This is a genomic window from Oceanobacillus halophilus (genome assembly GCF_003628505.1).
In the GTDB taxonomy this organism is placed as follows: domain Bacteria; phylum Bacillota; class Bacilli; order Bacillales; family Amphibacillaceae; genus Oceanobacillus; species Oceanobacillus halophilus.
The window spans coordinates 90,688-105,906 of sequence record NZ_RBZP01000007.1 but is presented as its reverse complement, the minus strand read 5'-3'; the positions used below and the strand labels follow the sequence as shown (position 1 = coordinate 105,906).

Genomic DNA, 15,219 nt, shown 5'->3' with positions numbered 1-15,219 from the left:
TAAGAAATTTTATAGTTTTATTATAGAATCCGATATATTCTGTGCTCTAGTAATAGCGGATATTACTGAAACACCATCGGCGCCTGCTTCAAGAACTGATGCAGCATTCTCTGTATTAATACCGCCAATTCCAACAATAGGGAGTTTAGGGTATCGAGATCTTAAGGTTTGAATCCATTCCAAACCAACAGCTTCTTTGGCATCCTCTTTTGTGCTGGTTGGAAAGATTGGACCTGCACCAACATAATCTACTAAATGAATCGGGCTTTCTTCAACTTCATTTGTATTAGAAACAGACAGCCCAATTATTTTATCTGGAAAATCCCGTCTTAGCTGTTCTACCGGTTGATCCTCTTGCCCAACGTGTATACCATCAACATCTAATGTTTCTGCCAATTCGACATCATCATTTATAAAAAATGGGATATGATGTTTCCTACATATATCTCGTAATTTCAAACCAAGTTTTATCTTTTCATTCCCACTTAATGAATGTTCTCCTTTTTCACGGAATTGAAATGCCGTAATTCCAATTAAGGCTGCTTCCTCCAGTATTTTAGCTGGGTCACAGTTGCAATTTTGGCTCCCCATTATAAAATATTTGCGCAGCAACTGATTTACGGATGTATTCATACAATTGCTCCTTTTAAGAACTCAGCATCCAAGGAAAGGGCGTCGATAAAATGTGGAATAAAAGTTCCTGATGCTTGAACATCCTCATAACTTGCAGCATATTCTGCAGCTAATCCGTAAAATTGGACAGCAGTAAGAGCTTGTTCCTCAATTGAATCATCCGTGGTTAAGCAGGCAGCAAGTAAAGACCCTAGTAAACAGCCAGCACCGGTTACTTTTGCTAATATTGGGTGGCCAGTTTTATTAACGATGGTAGTTTCAGATGTACAAATAACATCAGTTTTTCCAGTAAGAATTGCTGTTGTTTGATAGGTTCTAGCAACCTGCCTTGTAATTTCCTCGATGTTGCCGTCCCCGACTGAGTCCACCCCTTTGGTTTTCCAAGGAATATCAATAAGATGAGCTAGTTCCCCAGCATTTCCTTTAATTACGGTAGGCCGAACTTTGTTTAGAAGTTGTTTTACTGCATCGGCCCGAAAAGAGGTTGCAGCAACTCCAACAGGATCAAGCACAACAGGGATGTCCTTTTGATTGGCAGCTTTTCCAGCTGAAATCATGGCTTTTAGTTCATTCGGTGTTAAGGTACCAATATTAAGGAGCACTCCATCTGCAGTTGATGCCATATCCGCTGCTTCTTCTTCCGCCTTTGCCATAACGGGTGCTGCACCAAAGGATAATAAACCATTTGCTGTGAAATTCATGACGACTTGATTGGTTAGATGATGTATTAATGGTGTGTTTTCTCGTACTTTTTCTATTATTTGCTTGTTCATTGGAAAACTCCTTTCTCTCTTATTGCCCAATGATTGGTCGGGCCATTACCAGCACCGATTGGGAAAGCCCCTTTAATAGCTTTAGTCACGAAATGTTTTGCTTTGTCTACTGCCTCATAGAGTGATAAACGTTGACTTAAATATGCCGTAATGGCAGCAGAATAAGTGCATCCTGTTCCGTGTGTGTTTTTTGTGTTTATTCTTTTAGCGGAAAAGCTGTAAATCGTTGTCCCATCATATAGAAAGTCAACAGCCTCCCCATCTAGGTGACCGCCTTTCACAAGGGCAGCCCCAGCACCTAAATCATGGACGATAGATCTTGCAGCTTTTTTCATATCATCGGTAGTTTCTACTTTTCTACCGATTAGAAATTCAGCCTCTGGTATATTAGGTGTTACTAGTGCAGTTAATGGCAAAAGCTCTTTTCTTAAGAAATCACGTGCTTGTTCCTCAATAAGCGGATCTCCACTAGTGGCAACCATGACAGGATCCATAACATAGGGAGCAGCGATGCTAGGAATTTTCTTTGCGATAACTTTCATCATATCTATATTGGCTATCATACCGGTTTTAAAGGCATGAACCGGCATATCTGAAATGACTGAATATAGCTGTTGTTCAATCATTTCAAGTGGGACATGATGAAGGGCCTGAACCCCTGTTGTGTTTTGAGCAACTACAGATGTAATAACAGACATGCCGTAGGATTTTAATTCCTGAAATGTTTTTAAGTCTGCGTGGATACCAGCCCCACCACTAGGGTCGGTTCCAGCTATGGTAAGAGCGCACGCTACCTTTTCCATTATTTCATCACCTTCCTTTTTGAAGGCCATTCTTCACAAGTGTAGGCCATCTCCCAAAAGGCTAATTCGAGTTCACAGCTTTTGCGAAAGGCCTCACTTATATGTTGCTTTTCTATAGGTGAGCTACTTTCTGCAAGGGTATCTAAACGTTCACGCATTTCAGCGGTTACATTCCTAGCTCCTGTATCACCATAGAATGTTATCCATTGATAAAAAGGATGGCTTTCTGTAGGTTCATATTTTTTCATAAGCTCTTTCCCGATTTCCTGATAGGTCCAAGGGCAAGGTAATAAGGCGCCTAATGTTTCAGCAAGTGTGCCTGTTTGAGCGTGATACATCATATGTTTGACGTAATGATCGGCTGTTGGTGGCAATGGATGTCCTTGCAGCGCCTCATAAGGAACGCCAATATACGCACAAAAATTGTGATGTGGATGTATTTCATCATCTAAAATAAACTTCATTTTATTAAAAAAGTAATGAATATCGTCTCTGTTAGAAGATTTGGAGATGGCGATTCCATAAATCTTCATAAATGCATTTAAATATTCAAAATCTGCTTTAATATAATGTTCCATCGCTTCATTAGGAACGGATCCTTTCCCGATTCCCTCAACAAAAGGGTGTTCAAAAATAAGCTGAAAAATATCATCGTTTTCTTTGCGAAGTTGTTCTGTAAATGACATAATGAGCCTCCTTAAAATATTAGGAAGCTACTAGGGGAAAGAGTATGTGTGGAGATACACGGGAGTCCCGACTACTTCCCTTCGCTGGTATTATCCAGAGCAGGTTCTAAGGGACTAAGGATGGTGTCCTTATCTCAGCATATTGCGCCCCTAGTAGTTCCAATTGAAAATATTAATTTTTTTGTTCCGTACTTAATAAAATGCTTTTGTTTCTCATGACTTTTGATACAATGAACCATCCGATGATTGCTCCAGGTATACTGCTGACTAGAAATGCTGGCATGAATGCAAATGCGCCAGCAGAAGTGCCCATAAAGATATAAGCAAAAGGTACAGATAATAAAGCACCAATAACTCCGCTTCCTAAACCTTCCCCAACGATGGCCCATCCTGTTTTACCTGACTTTTTATACAGGTATCCTGCCAAAAAGGCACCAACCATTCCACCTGGGAAAGCGAGTAGTGTTCCTAGCCCTAACATGTTGCGCAAAAGGCTAATCATAAAGGCGATAATGACAGCAGGACCTGGGCCAAGCAGTACACCAGCTAAGACATTAATTGCATGCTGCACAGGATAAGCTCTAGCGACACCAGCTGGAAACCAAAGTAATTGCGCGGTAACTGTCCCAAGTGCGATAAATACAGCCATCGTTGTTAATAAATGGGTTCGATTCATGGTAACCTGGTTACTAAAACCTATAAAAAACTATCACAGTAGTTCCCATAGTATCCTTTCGCCCCCGAACCAGGTAAGGGGACTTCTGCGACGATTTCCACGTCGTTCCATCAGGAGAGGGGTGACCCCCTGTCATGTGCCTAATGCCCAAGACAACCCACGGCGCTCTGTTAAAGCCAGCATTTTCACAGCAACCATTCCTTCTATTGGTCAGTTACTGCGAAGGTTTTAGTACCAGGATTACACCTCCTTCAGTTGTAACTCCCAGTTCTTGTATTTCAATGTTTTATGAACCACATTCCACAGTTTCCAGTGGTGGTTCTGTTTAAATTCGTCTATACTTATTAAATAGAAACCTAGTCGTTTTCTTCGCTGTTTACCATATTTAGATGCCTTCTCAGATTCTTCCATGGACCCAAGAATTTTAATCAAATGTGGTTTTACCAGTTTACGAATTTGTTGCAATAATTCTTTTGGAATTTTTTCGTCCAATCCTAAACCTCTTCGTGCGATAACAAACGAAGCAGCTTCATGTACAGACATTCCATACCTCTTGCTGTATTTAAACCTTCCAATAACGGAAGTATAGGCAGGGTTCACTTCTTTGATTTGAAACCCATTTCTTAGGCCACGTGACTTTATTGTCTTTTGAAGTTTATTTTTAGCAAAAGAATGTGTTAAACGGTTGAACTTTTTATTTGTATCATGATCTTGTCTTAGGGTAATATCTTCTAGAACGATAGATCCAGCATTCCAAGATAGAATATAATCGATGATTTCTTTAGCCACCTCTCCAGAAATGTTATTTCTTTTGTTTGATGAAACGTATTCCATTTCATGGCAATAGAATGTTTGGTGAGCCAGAAGGTTTCCTTGTTTGCTAACAACGGAAACAGCAACTTTGTCAATGTTTACATCTATTCCAGCAGCAATATTAGAGGTAATTTTCCCTCCAAATTTTAACTCCCTACCAAATGTTTCCACGTCATACGTCAGGTGAACACGATATTGTCCGTTCTTTCTTTTGAGTTCTATAGAGTAAGCATGATATCCCTCGATATCCTTCTTTTTTGATGTTTTACCAGTAATGTTAGGCATCACAATATCTATAACTTCATGAAAGTATTTGTCAGGTATACGTAATTTGAAACGCATTCTCGGACTATGTGCTTTGTTAGGTTCTTTTAATAAAGGATTTGCTACTTCCAAATAGAATTCATTATCCTTTTCGTCACATACTATTCTCATGTTTAAATTTCCTTTTTTCGATTGATCCCCACGAGAATAGAGCTTATTGGTACGAAGGTCTTTCCATTCCTTCTTTGTAATCTTATTCTTCATTCGGTTATAAAAGTTCTTTTTCCCTCCGAAAATCACTGTTGGAATGCTACCTTCTTCTTGAATAGTTACTATTTCTGATTTCTTCTTTTGTAATTTTACCAAACGAGCGTTTAATCCTTTCAGGCAAATTTCTAGAGAGACTTTTTTAGGAGTTTTCTTTCCTGTTTGATAATCTTCCATTTTCTGTTCCGTTATTTCTATTTTTCTTTGAACGTCTTTTATTCGCGAAGGCAATAACTCTTTTTGACTAGAAATGGTGCTTTGTGCCAACATGACGGCATCTTCAGCATAGCGTTTATTTAAATGGAATTGAAAATTTACCTCTTTAATTAAATCTCCCTTGTTTTCCCCCTCTAGTAAACGATTGAAGGAGTATCTTATCGTTTAACAAAAAACAGCCATAAGTCTATCCAAATCCTCAAATGAACTCTTGTTATCTAATTCTAATAAAATTGGTATTTGTTTGGTTGTTTTCATTGTTTTCCACCCACCACGAACATTTGTACTGATTATAGTATATGGGATTTTGGTGCCAATTTCTATAGAAAACAAAATTTTTGAAATATTATTCGTTTAATAAATACTTATATATTTTTTTTATAGTTAAAAGTTAACTGCTTATAACCTCCTTTCTAATAAGGGGGACCGACCAGACCAAAAAAGCCAGATCCGTAGATGGACCTGACTTTGAATATGAGTTTAATAGACTGACAGTTTCGTCATACTACTTCCCTCCGCTGGTATTAACCAGATCAGGTCCATAAGGGTCGGAAACATTTCCTCTCAGCCCGTATATTGGGCACCCCTAGTAGTTACTTTAGGTATTTAGTTTTTGTAAACATGTTAAGAGTAACAAACTATCAAAAAAATTACAACAAGGATTAAAAAGTTTTTTACCTTTCATCAATCAATGTTATAACTATATTAACAAATAACATGAGGTGCATTATGATAATCAGTAAATTAGCCCATTACGACAGGCAAATAGCAGAACAAATCCATCAGATTCAAATACCAGCTTATAATGTGGAGGCAAAACTTATTGGTTTTTACGGAATTCCGCAATTATCCGATAAGGTAGAATCCATTATAGAGAGTGAAGAGACGTTTATAGGATATAAAGTAAAAGAAAAGATAATAGGGTTTATCTCCTATATACATAACCGTTCTGAAGTGGAAATATGCCGATTAGTTGTTCATCCATTCTATTTTCGCCAGGGGATAGCAAAAGAACTTCTTAAATATCTTTTGCAAAATGTAAGTGAGGATAAGAGAATAACAGTGAGTACAGGGGCGAAAAATTATCCAGCTATCAAGCTTTATCAGAATGCGGGTTTTAAACAATATGATGAAGCAGAAGTAGCTGAGGGGATATATCTGATATTTTTAGAAAAATAGATAACCAGATGAATAATCGGGAATTCAAACAAACGTTTGATTAAACTCTTTACTTGTCATTGTTTGTTGAGAGCGCTGTTTATAAATTGTTGATATTACCCGGGAAATGTTGGAATTTTGTAGATAATGGGAGGAAGGTCAAATGGTTTTAACAAATCAATTACAAAATTGGATAATCAATCAAATAGATCCAAAAGCATCCATTACATTAACTAAACACTTAAAAGGAAGCACTTCATCAACACTGCACTTAATCAAATTAAAGCTCGAGGGAGAACAAAGGGAAGTGGTTCTTAGGCAATTTGATAATCAGGAATGGCTAAAAGAGGAACCTGATCTTGCTCTTCACGAAGCTCAAAGTTTAAGTAAAGCAACAAGAGTGAACGTGCCAACACCGTCTATCCTTGCTTATGATGAAAAGGGAGAAGTATGTGGGGGTCCTCTAGTTTTAATGTCAAAAGTGGAAGGAAATGTTGTACTAGACGATTCCTATAATCAAGAATGGATTAATGGTCTTGCAGGTACACTTGCTGAAATCCACAAGCTGAACAAATGTGATTTTCCTTGGGATTATTATCCATACAAAGAAAGTACCATGGCTGAAGTTCCTACATGGTCTCGTGAACCCGCAGCTTGGCAAATGGCTGTATGTATATTAAATGGTTCTCGGCCAAACTATAGAGAATGCTTCATCCATCGTGACTACCATCCTACCAATGTATTATGGAAAGATGGGAAAGTTAGCGGGGTAGTAGATTGGGTGAATGCCTGTTTGGGTCCTGCTGGCATAGACGTAGCTCATTGTAGAGTGAATTTAGCTATGTTATATGGTGCTTCTGCTGCAGATGCATTTCTAACAGCCTATCAAAATAATGCCGGAGAATTATTTGAGTATAATCCATATTGGGATATTGCTTCTTTAAATGATATCTTGGAGGGGCCGCCTGAAGTGTATCCAGGTTGGGAAGCATTTGGTTTTACGGGATTAACGACTGGAATGATGAAAGAACGTCTGGATCAATATTTGCTTAGTATTTTAGATAAAGTAAAAGGGTAACGGACAAGATGATTGTCTGTTACCCTTTATCAATGGAATGGAGCATAGGGGGCTCGAACCCCTGACCTCTTGCATGCCATGCAAGCACTCTCCCAGCTGAGCTAATGCCCCGATACATTTCTATTATATACATTCTTTTTGCTCATTTCAATAGAACTATTTTCGTATTTTATATGCAGGGTCTAAATAACCCTTTTCTCCAATTATATAGTTAAATAGAATGAATTTACAATAAATTTAAAAACTTTTAATACTAATTATGTAAGTATTATGTATGATTAAGTTGTATCCAATTCTTGGAGATTAGTAAATGGAATGAAATCAAACATTTTATGGGAGGTTGCATATGAAGAAAGTTTCTTGGCAAAAGACGTTTATGCTTTATCTTGCTTTTACCTTGGTTTTTATGAATTTCTCTCCACTCTTGGCGTTTGCAGAAACGCCGGATAATGAGGAAGGAGTCTTAGCAGAAGATCTATTTATCTCTGAGTATATGGAAGGGAGTTCCTACAATAAAGCGATAGAGATTTATAATGGGACAGGAACTACGGTGAATTTATCGGATTATGAGTTAGCATTATTTAGTAATGGTTCAACGGAGGCAAGTCAATCTTTATCTTTAACAGGGGAATTGGAACATGGAGATGTTTATGTTCTGGCACACCCAAATGCGGATGAATTAATATTAGCTGAGACAGATGAAACAAATGGTAGTGTCATAAATTTTAATGGGAATGACGCTTTAGTCTTAAAAAAGAATGAAATTGTTTTAGATGCAGTTGGTGAAGTTGGAACAGATAGTAATTTTGCAAAAGATGTGACATTGGTTAAACAATCAAGTGTAACAGCGCCAACGGAAGAATACAATGAGTTACAGTGGGACAACTATTCAAAAGATACATTCGCCTATCTAGGAAGACATACGATGGATGGAGTAGAACCGACAGATCCTCCAGATAATCCTGATGATCCGGGTGCTGGGGAATATACAATTGCTGATGCACGTGAATTAAGTGATGGTACAGAAGTATCTGTTGAAGGGATAGTCACAGCAGATAATGCTGCAATTAGTAATGGGTCACAATTTACCACCTATATTCAAGATGATACGGCTGGAATTAATTTATTTGCTTATGAACAGGGTAACCTACCAAATCTAGTAAAAGGGGATAGGGTAATAGTGACAGGTGAACTTGATTCCTATAATGGATTAAAGGAAATTATCCCCTTAGAGATAGAAGTAGTAGAATCTGGACAAGCTTTACCAGAAGTTCAGCAGGTCACTATAGAGGAACTTCAGTCAGAGGATTCAGCAGAGCAGTATGAAGGGCAATTAGTACAGGTCAATGGATATATCAACAGTGTTCCTGGAAACCCTGCCGGTGGTGGATATAATGTTTCTTTTATTGATCAGGAATTTAATGGTACAACATTACGTATCATGGAGAACTCCATGGATATTTCACAAGTAGAATCCGACCTATGGTATGATGTGACAGCTATTGTAAGTCAATACAATGATTATCAGTTAATACCAACTGAATTGGATGATCTTCAAGTGTCTGCAGAACAGTCAGAACCGCCGTCAGCAGAAGGACTCTATGAAACAACTGTAGAGAGAATTACAGACGGTGATACGATTCGTGTTGGAACTCCAGTTTTTGGAGAAACGAGAGTTCGTTTTTTGAATATGGACACGGCAGAAACATATCAAGCGCACAATGATGACCCATCTCGAGCAGAGATTAACGAGAATCAGAAATATTATGGTGATTTGGCTACAGATTACATGAATGAGTTATTAGATCCAGGCGATGAAATTTATTTAAAAATTGGTGAGGAACCAACGGATGATTATGGAAGAATTTTGGCGGAAGTGATTCGTAAAGAAGATGACTTAAATATTAATTTAGAAATGGTCGAGCAAGGCTATGCATCTACTTACTTCCTTGCGCCGATAGATGAGGAAGCATACCCACAATATCAAGCAGCAGTTAAAGAAGCAAAGGATGCAGGACTTGGCATTTGGAATCCAGAAAACCCGTTAATGGAACTGCCATTTGTTTTTCGTGCAATGGATGATGAGAAAGGATTATTGAGATATGTCGGTCATTCAGATACAAAGAAATACGTGCAACCGGAAGCGTATGAAGAAGTGCCAGTCGAGAAACGTATCTTTTTCGTAAGTGAAAGAGAAGCGGAATCTTATGGCTATACTCCTGCTGAGGAAGAAGGTGGTTCCGATGAAGATCTTCTTGATATTCAACTATTAAGTATGAATGATCTTCACGGGAAAATTGATCAGGAATATAGTCTGGACCCTGATGGCGATGGTAACTTTGATATGCACGGTCGTATGGATTATACGGCGCAAGCGATAAAGGAACGTGAACAGGAAAATGAAAACACTTTAATTGTTCATGCAGGTGACATGATTGGTGGAAGCTCACCTGTTTCCGGTTTATTACAGGATGAGCCAACAGTAGAGATTATGGAAGAAATTGGTTTTGATGTAGGAACGGTAGGTAACCATGAATTTGATGAAGGCTTAGATGAGTTGCTTCGCATGGTAAATGGTGGAGAACATCCTGAAGGAAAAGGAACAGAAGGCTATGAAGGAATGGATTTCTCTGTATTATGTGCCAATTGTGTAGATGAGGACAGTGGTGAAACGTTCCTAGAGCCTTATACAATTGAAGAAGTTGATGGAGTGAAAATCGGTTTTGTTGGTGTTAATACAACGGAAACAGTCGATATCGTTATGCCATCTTCTTTAGAAGGTATTGCTTTTACAGATGAAACGGAAGCGGTAAATGTAGCTGTTGAGGAATTGACAGATCAGGGTGTGGAAGCAATTGTCGTATTAGCACACATGCCTGGATATCAAAATGGAGAGGCTGTAACTGGAGCTGCGGCTGAGTTAGCTACTGAAGTGAATGATGCAGTGGATATCATTTTCTCAGCGCACAATCACGCAGTTAATAATGCTGTAGTAGATAATAAGCTTATTGTTCAAGCCTCAGAATATGGGAAAGCTTTTGCAGATGTCGATATTGCCATTGATCGTGAATCCGGAGATATTGTAGAAAAAGAAGCTGAAATAGTATTTGTAAATCAAAGTGACTATGCTCCTGACGAAACGGTTGCAGGAATTTTAAATCATTATGCAGAAGAAATTGCCCCAATTATAAACGAAGTAGTTGGATATAACGGACAAGATTTAACAGGCAGCTACACAAATGGCAATGACCATGGGCTTGGTAATCTAATAGCTGATGGAATGAATTGGGCAATGGATAGTGACTTTGCCATGACAAATGGTGGAGGAATTCGGGATATTCTTCTAGCTGGACCAATTACCTGGGGGGAGTTATATAATATACTACCATTTGGTAATACGCTCATGAAATATGAAATAACCGGTGCTGATTTATATCCAATCTTACACAATCAAATTTCTGCTTATGGCTCTGATTATAGCATTGCAGGATTCCACTATACGTATAATCCGGAGCTGCAGCAAGTAGTGGATATAACCTTACCAAATGGTACACCAATTGATGAAGATGCGGTTTATACGTTGACCGTAAATAATTATATTGGGACACAGGACGGATCTATTCCGAACTTAGGAAAGAATCCTGAAATGGGGCCAGTCGATATTGATGCTTTTGTGGATTTTGTTAGAAGTTTAGAAAGTACGGAGGGAAATCCAATTGTTTATGGTTCGGAAGGAAGAATTTCTACAACAGATGAAGTACCAGGTGATCCAGATGATGAACAACCAGTGGTAGAAATAGAACCGAAGAAAAATAACGGAACAGCTACTGTTCACACGAAGGATCTGAAAGTACTGGAAGACGGGGTTCAAGCCATAATTAATATTTACAACGAGAAAAAGGTTAGAAAATTACTGCTTAATAAAAAGCAAGTGGATATCTTGAAAGATAAAGAAGTAACCTTAGTGGTGACAAACGGAAGTGTAACAGAAACATTTGAAATGGTTGATGTGAAAGATAAGGTATTAAAGGTTAGTTTGGAAGACTAAGAAATGAGGACTCAGTTTTTTAGACTAAGTAGTCCGTTTCGGTGGAGAAACATACGAAAGAGCATACCTTTTAACAGACCAAATCGCATATGATTTGGTCTCTTCTTCTTTCCTAGTATATAAACGATAAACGATTATTTGGTATGAACGCTTGAATTAGCATGCAAAATCGCACCCTAAATATCATAATGTCAATAGCTGTTGTCAATGTGATTTTTCCTAAAAACAAGAGGATAATTGTTATTTTATGATAAAATGAATATAGAGTTTGTGAAAGAACGTACTTAAGCTAACGGAGCAGTATTGTTGAAGAAGGGCTTTAATAAAAAAGATAGAATGTAATGGGGGATAAAATGAAAAAAATTCTTATAAATATAAGTTTTGTAATTTATTTATTAGCATTGATAGTGCTATTGTTCTTAGGTTCAAGAGGCTTTTTATGGTCTGATTTATCTTTGATAGAGTATATAAAGAACTCTTCTAATTTTGTTCCATTTAAAACTATTAGTACATATATTACTGCAATGTTTGATGGAAGTATGAATATGGATATACCTATAAAAAACCTATTTGGTAACTTAATTATGTTTTTGCCTATGGGGATTTACCTACCTTACTTTCTAAAAAGGATAAACAAAGTAAGTGGATTTACAATTTCGATGATTATATTGTTATTTGTAATTGAAGTAATACAATTAGTTACAAGAAGAGGAAGTTTTGATATAGATGACTTCATTCTTAATATGGTTGGTGCTTTAGTAGGCTTTGGTATCTGGAAAACAAAATTTATTCAGAAATTACTTAAATAGGCTCTTTACTTCTTCAACAAACGGGTGCGATTCCTAAATAAGAATCGCACTTGTTTGCTTAAAATAATATTTTACTTTACTCCATCATTATCTATGTCCATCTTTATAAAGTTGATTTGATAGGAATCAACATCATAATTATTTCTCTCTATAACTTTCTTAGCTATTTCTTGCACTTCTTGTTTACTATTTTCATTATTCATAAGGTCTTCACCTACCAAAAAATTCAATTCAATAATATTGTTAGGAAGAATCTCTGGTTCTATGCCACCAAAAGAGGAAGAGTATCCTTTTTTTCCTATGGCAAGTCCAACTTTTGCAGCTAGCTCATTTGTTGCTTGATCCTGTTCAGCAGTCTTTCCCCCGTTATAAACTTCTTCTTTTTCTTTGTTTACAACATCACTTGCCTTAGTACCATCATCATTATTCATAATAGCAAAAACACCAAGGAATATAGAAGTTACTAGCAGGATAGCAATAATCCCTACTTCTTTCATAAATGTCCTCCTTCTCTATAACCTTTAATAAATTAATATGTCCGAAAAAGGTTTCTTAGAAGTGGTTGGGATAAGCGAAAATATTAGTGAGAGATAATGTTACAATTATATTGAAGTATTGTGCTAACTGGTGCGTTAGTGGCATAAGATAATAAAATTTTCAAGAGAACAGAGGGAATATTGTATGGATTGGTTATGGGCGTGGTTTGCGTTTTCCCTTGCTGCTGGAGCATTTTATAACTCCTATGAAGTGAAAAAAGAGAATAAAAAGTTGAGGGAAAGATTTGAAGAATTAGAGGACGAAGTATATAAATAATTTCAACTATCGGGTGCGTTTCTAAAATTTAGGTTCTGTTTAAAGTTAAAAATATCCATTCTCAAATTAAATTGAGAATGGATTTATATTTTTTCTGTATGGTTCCTAATTGTTGAAACTATTTCTTCAAATGTGTATTTATGATTAACTACATCAACTGTGAAGTCTTGTTCTTCTTCAATTCCCATCGTCCATTGATAATAGTTTATTTTTAAGAAAACAATTAATGAAGCTAAAGCCGTTCGTTTATTAGCATTATGAAAAGCATGATTTTTTGCAATGGATTCAAAAAGTGCAGCTGCTTTTTCATGAATGGAGGGATAAGCGTCACTACCAAATACAGATTGTTTTGGGCGATTAATAGCTGAGTCAAGTAAGTTGGATTCTTTTACCCCCAATGGTTCGTCAGGGGAGTATAGACGGATTTGTACTGTATTAATAGCAATCACTTGGTTCGTTGTGAGATAGATGACGTCATCCATTATCTGTTCACTAAGCCTTTAAACGCTTTGTCATGCTCATTAATGACGTCATTTAAAATATCCATGAATTCTGCATCAACGCCTTTGGGAAGTGTTACCTGCTCTTTTTTTCTCAAAACAATCTTTCCATCTTGAACTTCAACTTGAACATCGTCACCATGTGCTAAGCCAACATGTTTGAGTAACTCATTAGGAAGAGTGATTCCGAAACTATTTCCAATCTTCGTAACTTTCCTTTCGAATTGCTCCAAAAGATCACATCCTTGTTATAATTGTTATAACGATTATAACACATAAAAATGATTTGGAAAAATCAAGTAAAGTTGTGAACAGTTACACTTAAAGTGACGGGAACAAGAGTTTAACAAGGGGATTCTAAAAGGTTCGCCTTTTTTATGATATTAAGAATTGGATTTAATTATTGGAATATTATGTTAGTATTGAAAAAGAGAAGGTGTTGTGCTAACGGGTAGACTTTTAGAATAAGGATAATTTATTTTTTGGGGGATTTTATGATTTGGATAAATTTTATTATGATTGTTTTGATTACATTTGTTCTAATTGCAGCAGTTAGGATTATTTTGAGAAAAGCATTTAATATAGAGAAAATGAAAAAGGAAACGTTTTCGTATAATCATATAAACGGTTTACATAAAAAGATAGATTGGGCGATAAGGATTATTACTGCGATTGTATTAATCATTTGTCTTTATTTAATAACCTATCAGAGTTTTTCAATAAACATCTCCTTGATTGCATTGATTATCACCTCTGGAACAGCATATGCAATAAGAGCATTCTTTGAGTGGAGATATACCGAAAACCCAAAACATTCTATTATAACAGCGAGTGAAATGTTTATCGTGGTATTAACTTTATTTACAATCATTCAATTTGACTTACTGGTTACGTAATTCACTTAATTGTGCTAAAGGGTGCGATTGTGGAATGAGGCAATTGCGCCTTTGCTGAAGCTTAGTTAAAAAATAATAGGAGAAAGGAGAAAGAAGAAGTAATGAAATTTGAAGAATTGGTTAAAGATTTAAGACATAAAATTTCTTTTGAAGCTATTTCGGAACCTAGAACAAATGATGTGGCGTTAAGAGTTATCGTAAATAGAAGTAAGGATGTATCTGATTTACTCATTTTTCCTCATGCTGATAGTAAGGTAAAAACCCTTCAAATTGATTTTCCAAATTATATTACTTATTCGGTGGTATATGAGGATTATACTGTTTGGAACAATGAACAAATATATGAAGGTGAATCATTTCGTATCTATGAAAAATCTAATTATCTTGATTATGTCCAAGAAGAATTTAGGTTGCAGGATAAGAATGTAAAACACTATTCATTAGCTTGTTTTGAACATCATATTGACATAATATCCGAATTTGAACCTATCATAACTGAGATCTTTCTGTGAAAGATTACAATTTTATACCTAGTATAAATGCGATTGCTTATTAAATTAAACCAACTTTAGTTGAACAAAGCCATATATAAAACAAACGCTTGGGCATTGATATGCTCAAGCGTTTTTGGTTGCTATTTTTTCTGTTATTTATAGCGCTAAACTTAGTGCGTTTTATTGTGTTATTTGACCTGATAATTTCGTTTTTCTCCACGTATCGGAACTACTTATTTTTTAGACTGGGTCTTTTTTTCTGCTTATATAATAATTAACTCGCATTTATAAA

At 36.5% G+C, this 15,219-nt stretch carries 16 protein-coding genes, 1 tRNA gene and 2 riboswitches; of the genes, 7 read left to right on the top strand and 10 right to left on the bottom strand.

What is annotated here, in order from left to right; all coding sequences use genetic code 11:
- Nucleotides 1-9 precede the first annotated feature (9 nt).
- From thiE to D8M06_RS10740, 6 genes are all read right to left on the bottom strand, one after another.
- Complete coding sequence (gene thiE / locus D8M06_RS10765; RefSeq protein WP_121204409.1) at nt 10-633, bottom strand: thiamine phosphate synthase; 624 nt, start codon at nt 631-633, stop codon at nt 10-12.
- Nucleotides 630-1,406: a hydroxyethylthiazole kinase gene (gene thiM, locus D8M06_RS10760; protein WP_121204408.1), complete on the bottom strand. Its 777-nt coding sequence runs from the start codon at nt 1,404-1,406 to the stop codon at nt 630-632. Before thiM ends, thiE begins: the two co-directional genes overlap by 4 nt.
- Nucleotides 1,403-2,209 carry a bifunctional hydroxymethylpyrimidine kinase/phosphomethylpyrimidine kinase gene (thiD, locus tag D8M06_RS10755; RefSeq protein ID WP_121204407.1) on the bottom strand — a complete coding sequence of 269 codons (807 nt, stop codon included), beginning with the start codon at nt 2,207-2,209 and terminating at the stop codon, nt 1,403-1,405. Before thiD ends, thiM begins: the two co-directional genes overlap by 4 nt.
- Entirely contained in the window at nt 2,209-2,895 is a 687-nt protein-coding gene (gene tenA / locus D8M06_RS10750; protein ID WP_121204406.1) for a thiaminase II, read from the bottom strand. Before tenA ends, thiD begins: the two co-directional genes overlap by 1 nt.
- Nucleotides 2,896-2,954: 59 nt before the next feature.
- A riboswitch (TPP riboswitch) is annotated at nt 2,955-3,057 on the bottom strand.
- A 10-nt stretch (nt 3,058-3,067) separates the two neighbouring features.
- Complete coding sequence (gene thiW, locus D8M06_RS10745) at nt 3,068-3,571, bottom strand: energy coupling factor transporter S component ThiW (RefSeq protein WP_121204405.1); 504 nt, start codon at nt 3,569-3,571, stop codon at nt 3,068-3,070.
- 240 nt (nt 3,572-3,811) lie between these two features.
- Nucleotides 3,812-5,185, bottom strand: coding sequence for an IS200/IS605 family accessory protein TnpB-related protein (locus D8M06_RS10740; protein ID WP_241558933.1), 1,374 nt, complete (start codon nt 5,183-5,185; stop codon nt 3,812-3,814).
- A 439-nt stretch (nt 5,186-5,624) separates the two neighbouring features.
- A riboswitch (TPP riboswitch) is annotated at nt 5,625-5,729 on the bottom strand.
- Between the two features lie 131 nt (nt 5,730-5,860).
- Between D8M06_RS10740 and D8M06_RS10735 the strand changes: the two genes are divergently transcribed.
- Nucleotides 5,861-6,310, top strand: a complete 450-nt coding sequence (locus tag D8M06_RS10735) for a GNAT family N-acetyltransferase (protein WP_121204404.1) — start codon at nt 5,861-5,863, stop codon at nt 6,308-6,310.
- 142 nt (nt 6,311-6,452) lie between these two features.
- The gene (locus tag D8M06_RS10730) at nt 6,453-7,367 is read left to right on the top strand and encodes an aminoglycoside phosphotransferase family protein (protein WP_121204403.1); all 915 of its coding nucleotides are present in this window, start codon (nt 6,453-6,455) and stop codon (nt 7,365-7,367) included.
- A gap of 38 nt (nt 7,368-7,405) precedes the next feature.
- Here D8M06_RS10730 and D8M06_RS10725 read toward each other — a convergent pair.
- Nucleotides 7,406-7,478 (bottom strand) — tRNA-Ala (locus tag D8M06_RS10725).
- A 235-nt stretch (nt 7,479-7,713) separates the two neighbouring features.
- Here D8M06_RS10725 and D8M06_RS10720 point away from each other — a divergent pair.
- Entirely contained in the window at nt 7,714-11,415 is a 3,702-nt protein-coding gene (locus D8M06_RS10720; protein ID WP_121204402.1) for a 5'-nucleotidase C-terminal domain-containing protein, read from the top strand.
- A gap of 353 nt (nt 11,416-11,768) precedes the next feature.
- Nucleotides 11,769-12,224: a VanZ family protein gene (locus D8M06_RS10715; protein ID WP_121204401.1), complete on the top strand. Its 456-nt coding sequence runs from the start codon at nt 11,769-11,771 to the stop codon at nt 12,222-12,224.
- 71 nt (nt 12,225-12,295) lie between these two features.
- On the opposite strand, the gene D8M06_RS10710 is transcribed toward D8M06_RS10715, so the two are convergent.
- Nucleotides 12,296-12,721, bottom strand: a complete 426-nt coding sequence (locus tag D8M06_RS10710; protein WP_121204400.1) for a hypothetical protein — start codon at nt 12,719-12,721, stop codon at nt 12,296-12,298.
- Nucleotides 12,722-12,905: 184 nt separating this feature from the next.
- Here D8M06_RS10710 and D8M06_RS20280 point away from each other — a divergent pair, with 184 nt between their 5' ends.
- On the top strand, nt 12,906-13,037 hold the full coding sequence (locus D8M06_RS20280) for a hypothetical protein (RefSeq protein WP_277749478.1): 132 nt from the start codon (nt 12,906-12,908) through the stop codon (nt 13,035-13,037).
- Between the two features lie 83 nt (nt 13,038-13,120).
- Here the strand turns inward: D8M06_RS20280 and D8M06_RS10705 are convergent, their stop codons facing one another.
- The gene (locus tag D8M06_RS10705) at nt 13,121-13,519 is read right to left on the bottom strand and encodes a type II toxin-antitoxin system death-on-curing family toxin (RefSeq protein ID WP_170150270.1); all 399 of its coding nucleotides are present in this window, start codon (nt 13,517-13,519) and stop codon (nt 13,121-13,123) included.
- Complete coding sequence (locus tag D8M06_RS10700; protein ID WP_121204398.1) at nt 13,519-13,770, bottom strand: AbrB/MazE/SpoVT family DNA-binding domain-containing protein; 252 nt, start codon at nt 13,768-13,770, stop codon at nt 13,519-13,521. The genes D8M06_RS10705 and D8M06_RS10700 overlap by 1 nt, the downstream gene beginning before the upstream one ends.
- Before the next feature lie 261 nt (nt 13,771-14,031).
- Between D8M06_RS10700 and D8M06_RS10695 the strand changes: the two genes are divergently transcribed.
- Both D8M06_RS10695 and D8M06_RS10690 read left to right on the top strand, forming a co-directional pair.
- Nucleotides 14,032-14,433: a DUF4181 domain-containing protein gene (locus tag D8M06_RS10695; RefSeq protein ID WP_121204397.1), complete on the top strand. Its 402-nt coding sequence runs from the start codon at nt 14,032-14,034 to the stop codon at nt 14,431-14,433.
- Nucleotides 14,434-14,534: 101 nt separating this feature from the next.
- Nucleotides 14,535-14,945 carry a hypothetical protein gene (locus tag D8M06_RS10690; protein ID WP_121204396.1) on the top strand — a complete coding sequence of 137 codons (411 nt, stop codon included), beginning with the start codon at nt 14,535-14,537 and terminating at the stop codon, nt 14,943-14,945.
- Nucleotides 14,946-15,219 lie beyond the last annotated feature (274 nt).

Bases quoted from the DNA above. Each gene is read 5' to 3' on its own strand.
- D8M06_RS10730 (WP_121204403.1), top strand. From the start codon at position 6,453: ATGGTTTTAACAAATCAATTACAAAATTGGATAATCAATCAAATAGAT.
- D8M06_RS10735 (WP_121204404.1), top strand. From the start codon at position 5,861: ATGATAATCAGTAAATTAGCCCATTACGACAGGCAAATAGCAGAACAA.
- thiE (WP_121204409.1), bottom strand. From the start codon at position 633: ATGAATACATCCGTAAATCAGTTGCTGCGCAAATATTTTATAATGGGG.
- thiM (WP_121204408.1), bottom strand. From the start codon at position 1,406: ATGAACAAGCAAATAATAGAAAAAGTACGAGAAAACACACCATTAATA.
- thiD (WP_121204407.1), bottom strand. From the start codon at position 2,209: ATGGAAAAGGTAGCGTGCGCTCTTACCATAGCTGGAACCGACCCTAGT.
- D8M06_RS10720 (WP_121204402.1), top strand. From the start codon at position 7,714: ATGAAGAAAGTTTCTTGGCAAAAGACGTTTATGCTTTATCTTGCTTTT.
- thiW (WP_121204405.1), bottom strand. From the start codon at position 3,571: ATGAATCGAACCCATTTATTAACAACGATGGCTGTATTTATCGCACTT.
- D8M06_RS10690 (WP_121204396.1), top strand. From the start codon at position 14,535: ATGAAATTTGAAGAATTGGTTAAAGATTTAAGACATAAAATTTCTTTT.
- D8M06_RS10695 (WP_121204397.1), top strand. From the start codon at position 14,032: ATGATTTGGATAAATTTTATTATGATTGTTTTGATTACATTTGTTCTA.
- D8M06_RS10740 (WP_241558933.1), bottom strand. From the start codon at position 5,185: ATGTTGGCACAAAGCACCATTTCTAGTCAAAAAGAGTTATTGCCTTCG.
- tenA (WP_121204406.1), bottom strand. From the start codon at position 2,895: ATGTCATTTACAGAACAACTTCGCAAAGAAAACGATGATATTTTTCAG.
- D8M06_RS20280 (WP_277749478.1), top strand. From the start codon at position 12,906: ATGGATTGGTTATGGGCGTGGTTTGCGTTTTCCCTTGCTGCTGGAGCA.
- D8M06_RS10710 (WP_121204400.1), bottom strand. From the start codon at position 12,721: ATGAAAGAAGTAGGGATTATTGCTATCCTGCTAGTAACTTCTATATTC.
- D8M06_RS10705 (WP_170150270.1), bottom strand. From the start codon at position 13,519: ATGGATGACGTCATCTATCTCACAACGAACCAAGTGATTGCTATTAAT.
- D8M06_RS10715 (WP_121204401.1), top strand. From the start codon at position 11,769: ATGAAAAAAATTCTTATAAATATAAGTTTTGTAATTTATTTATTAGCA.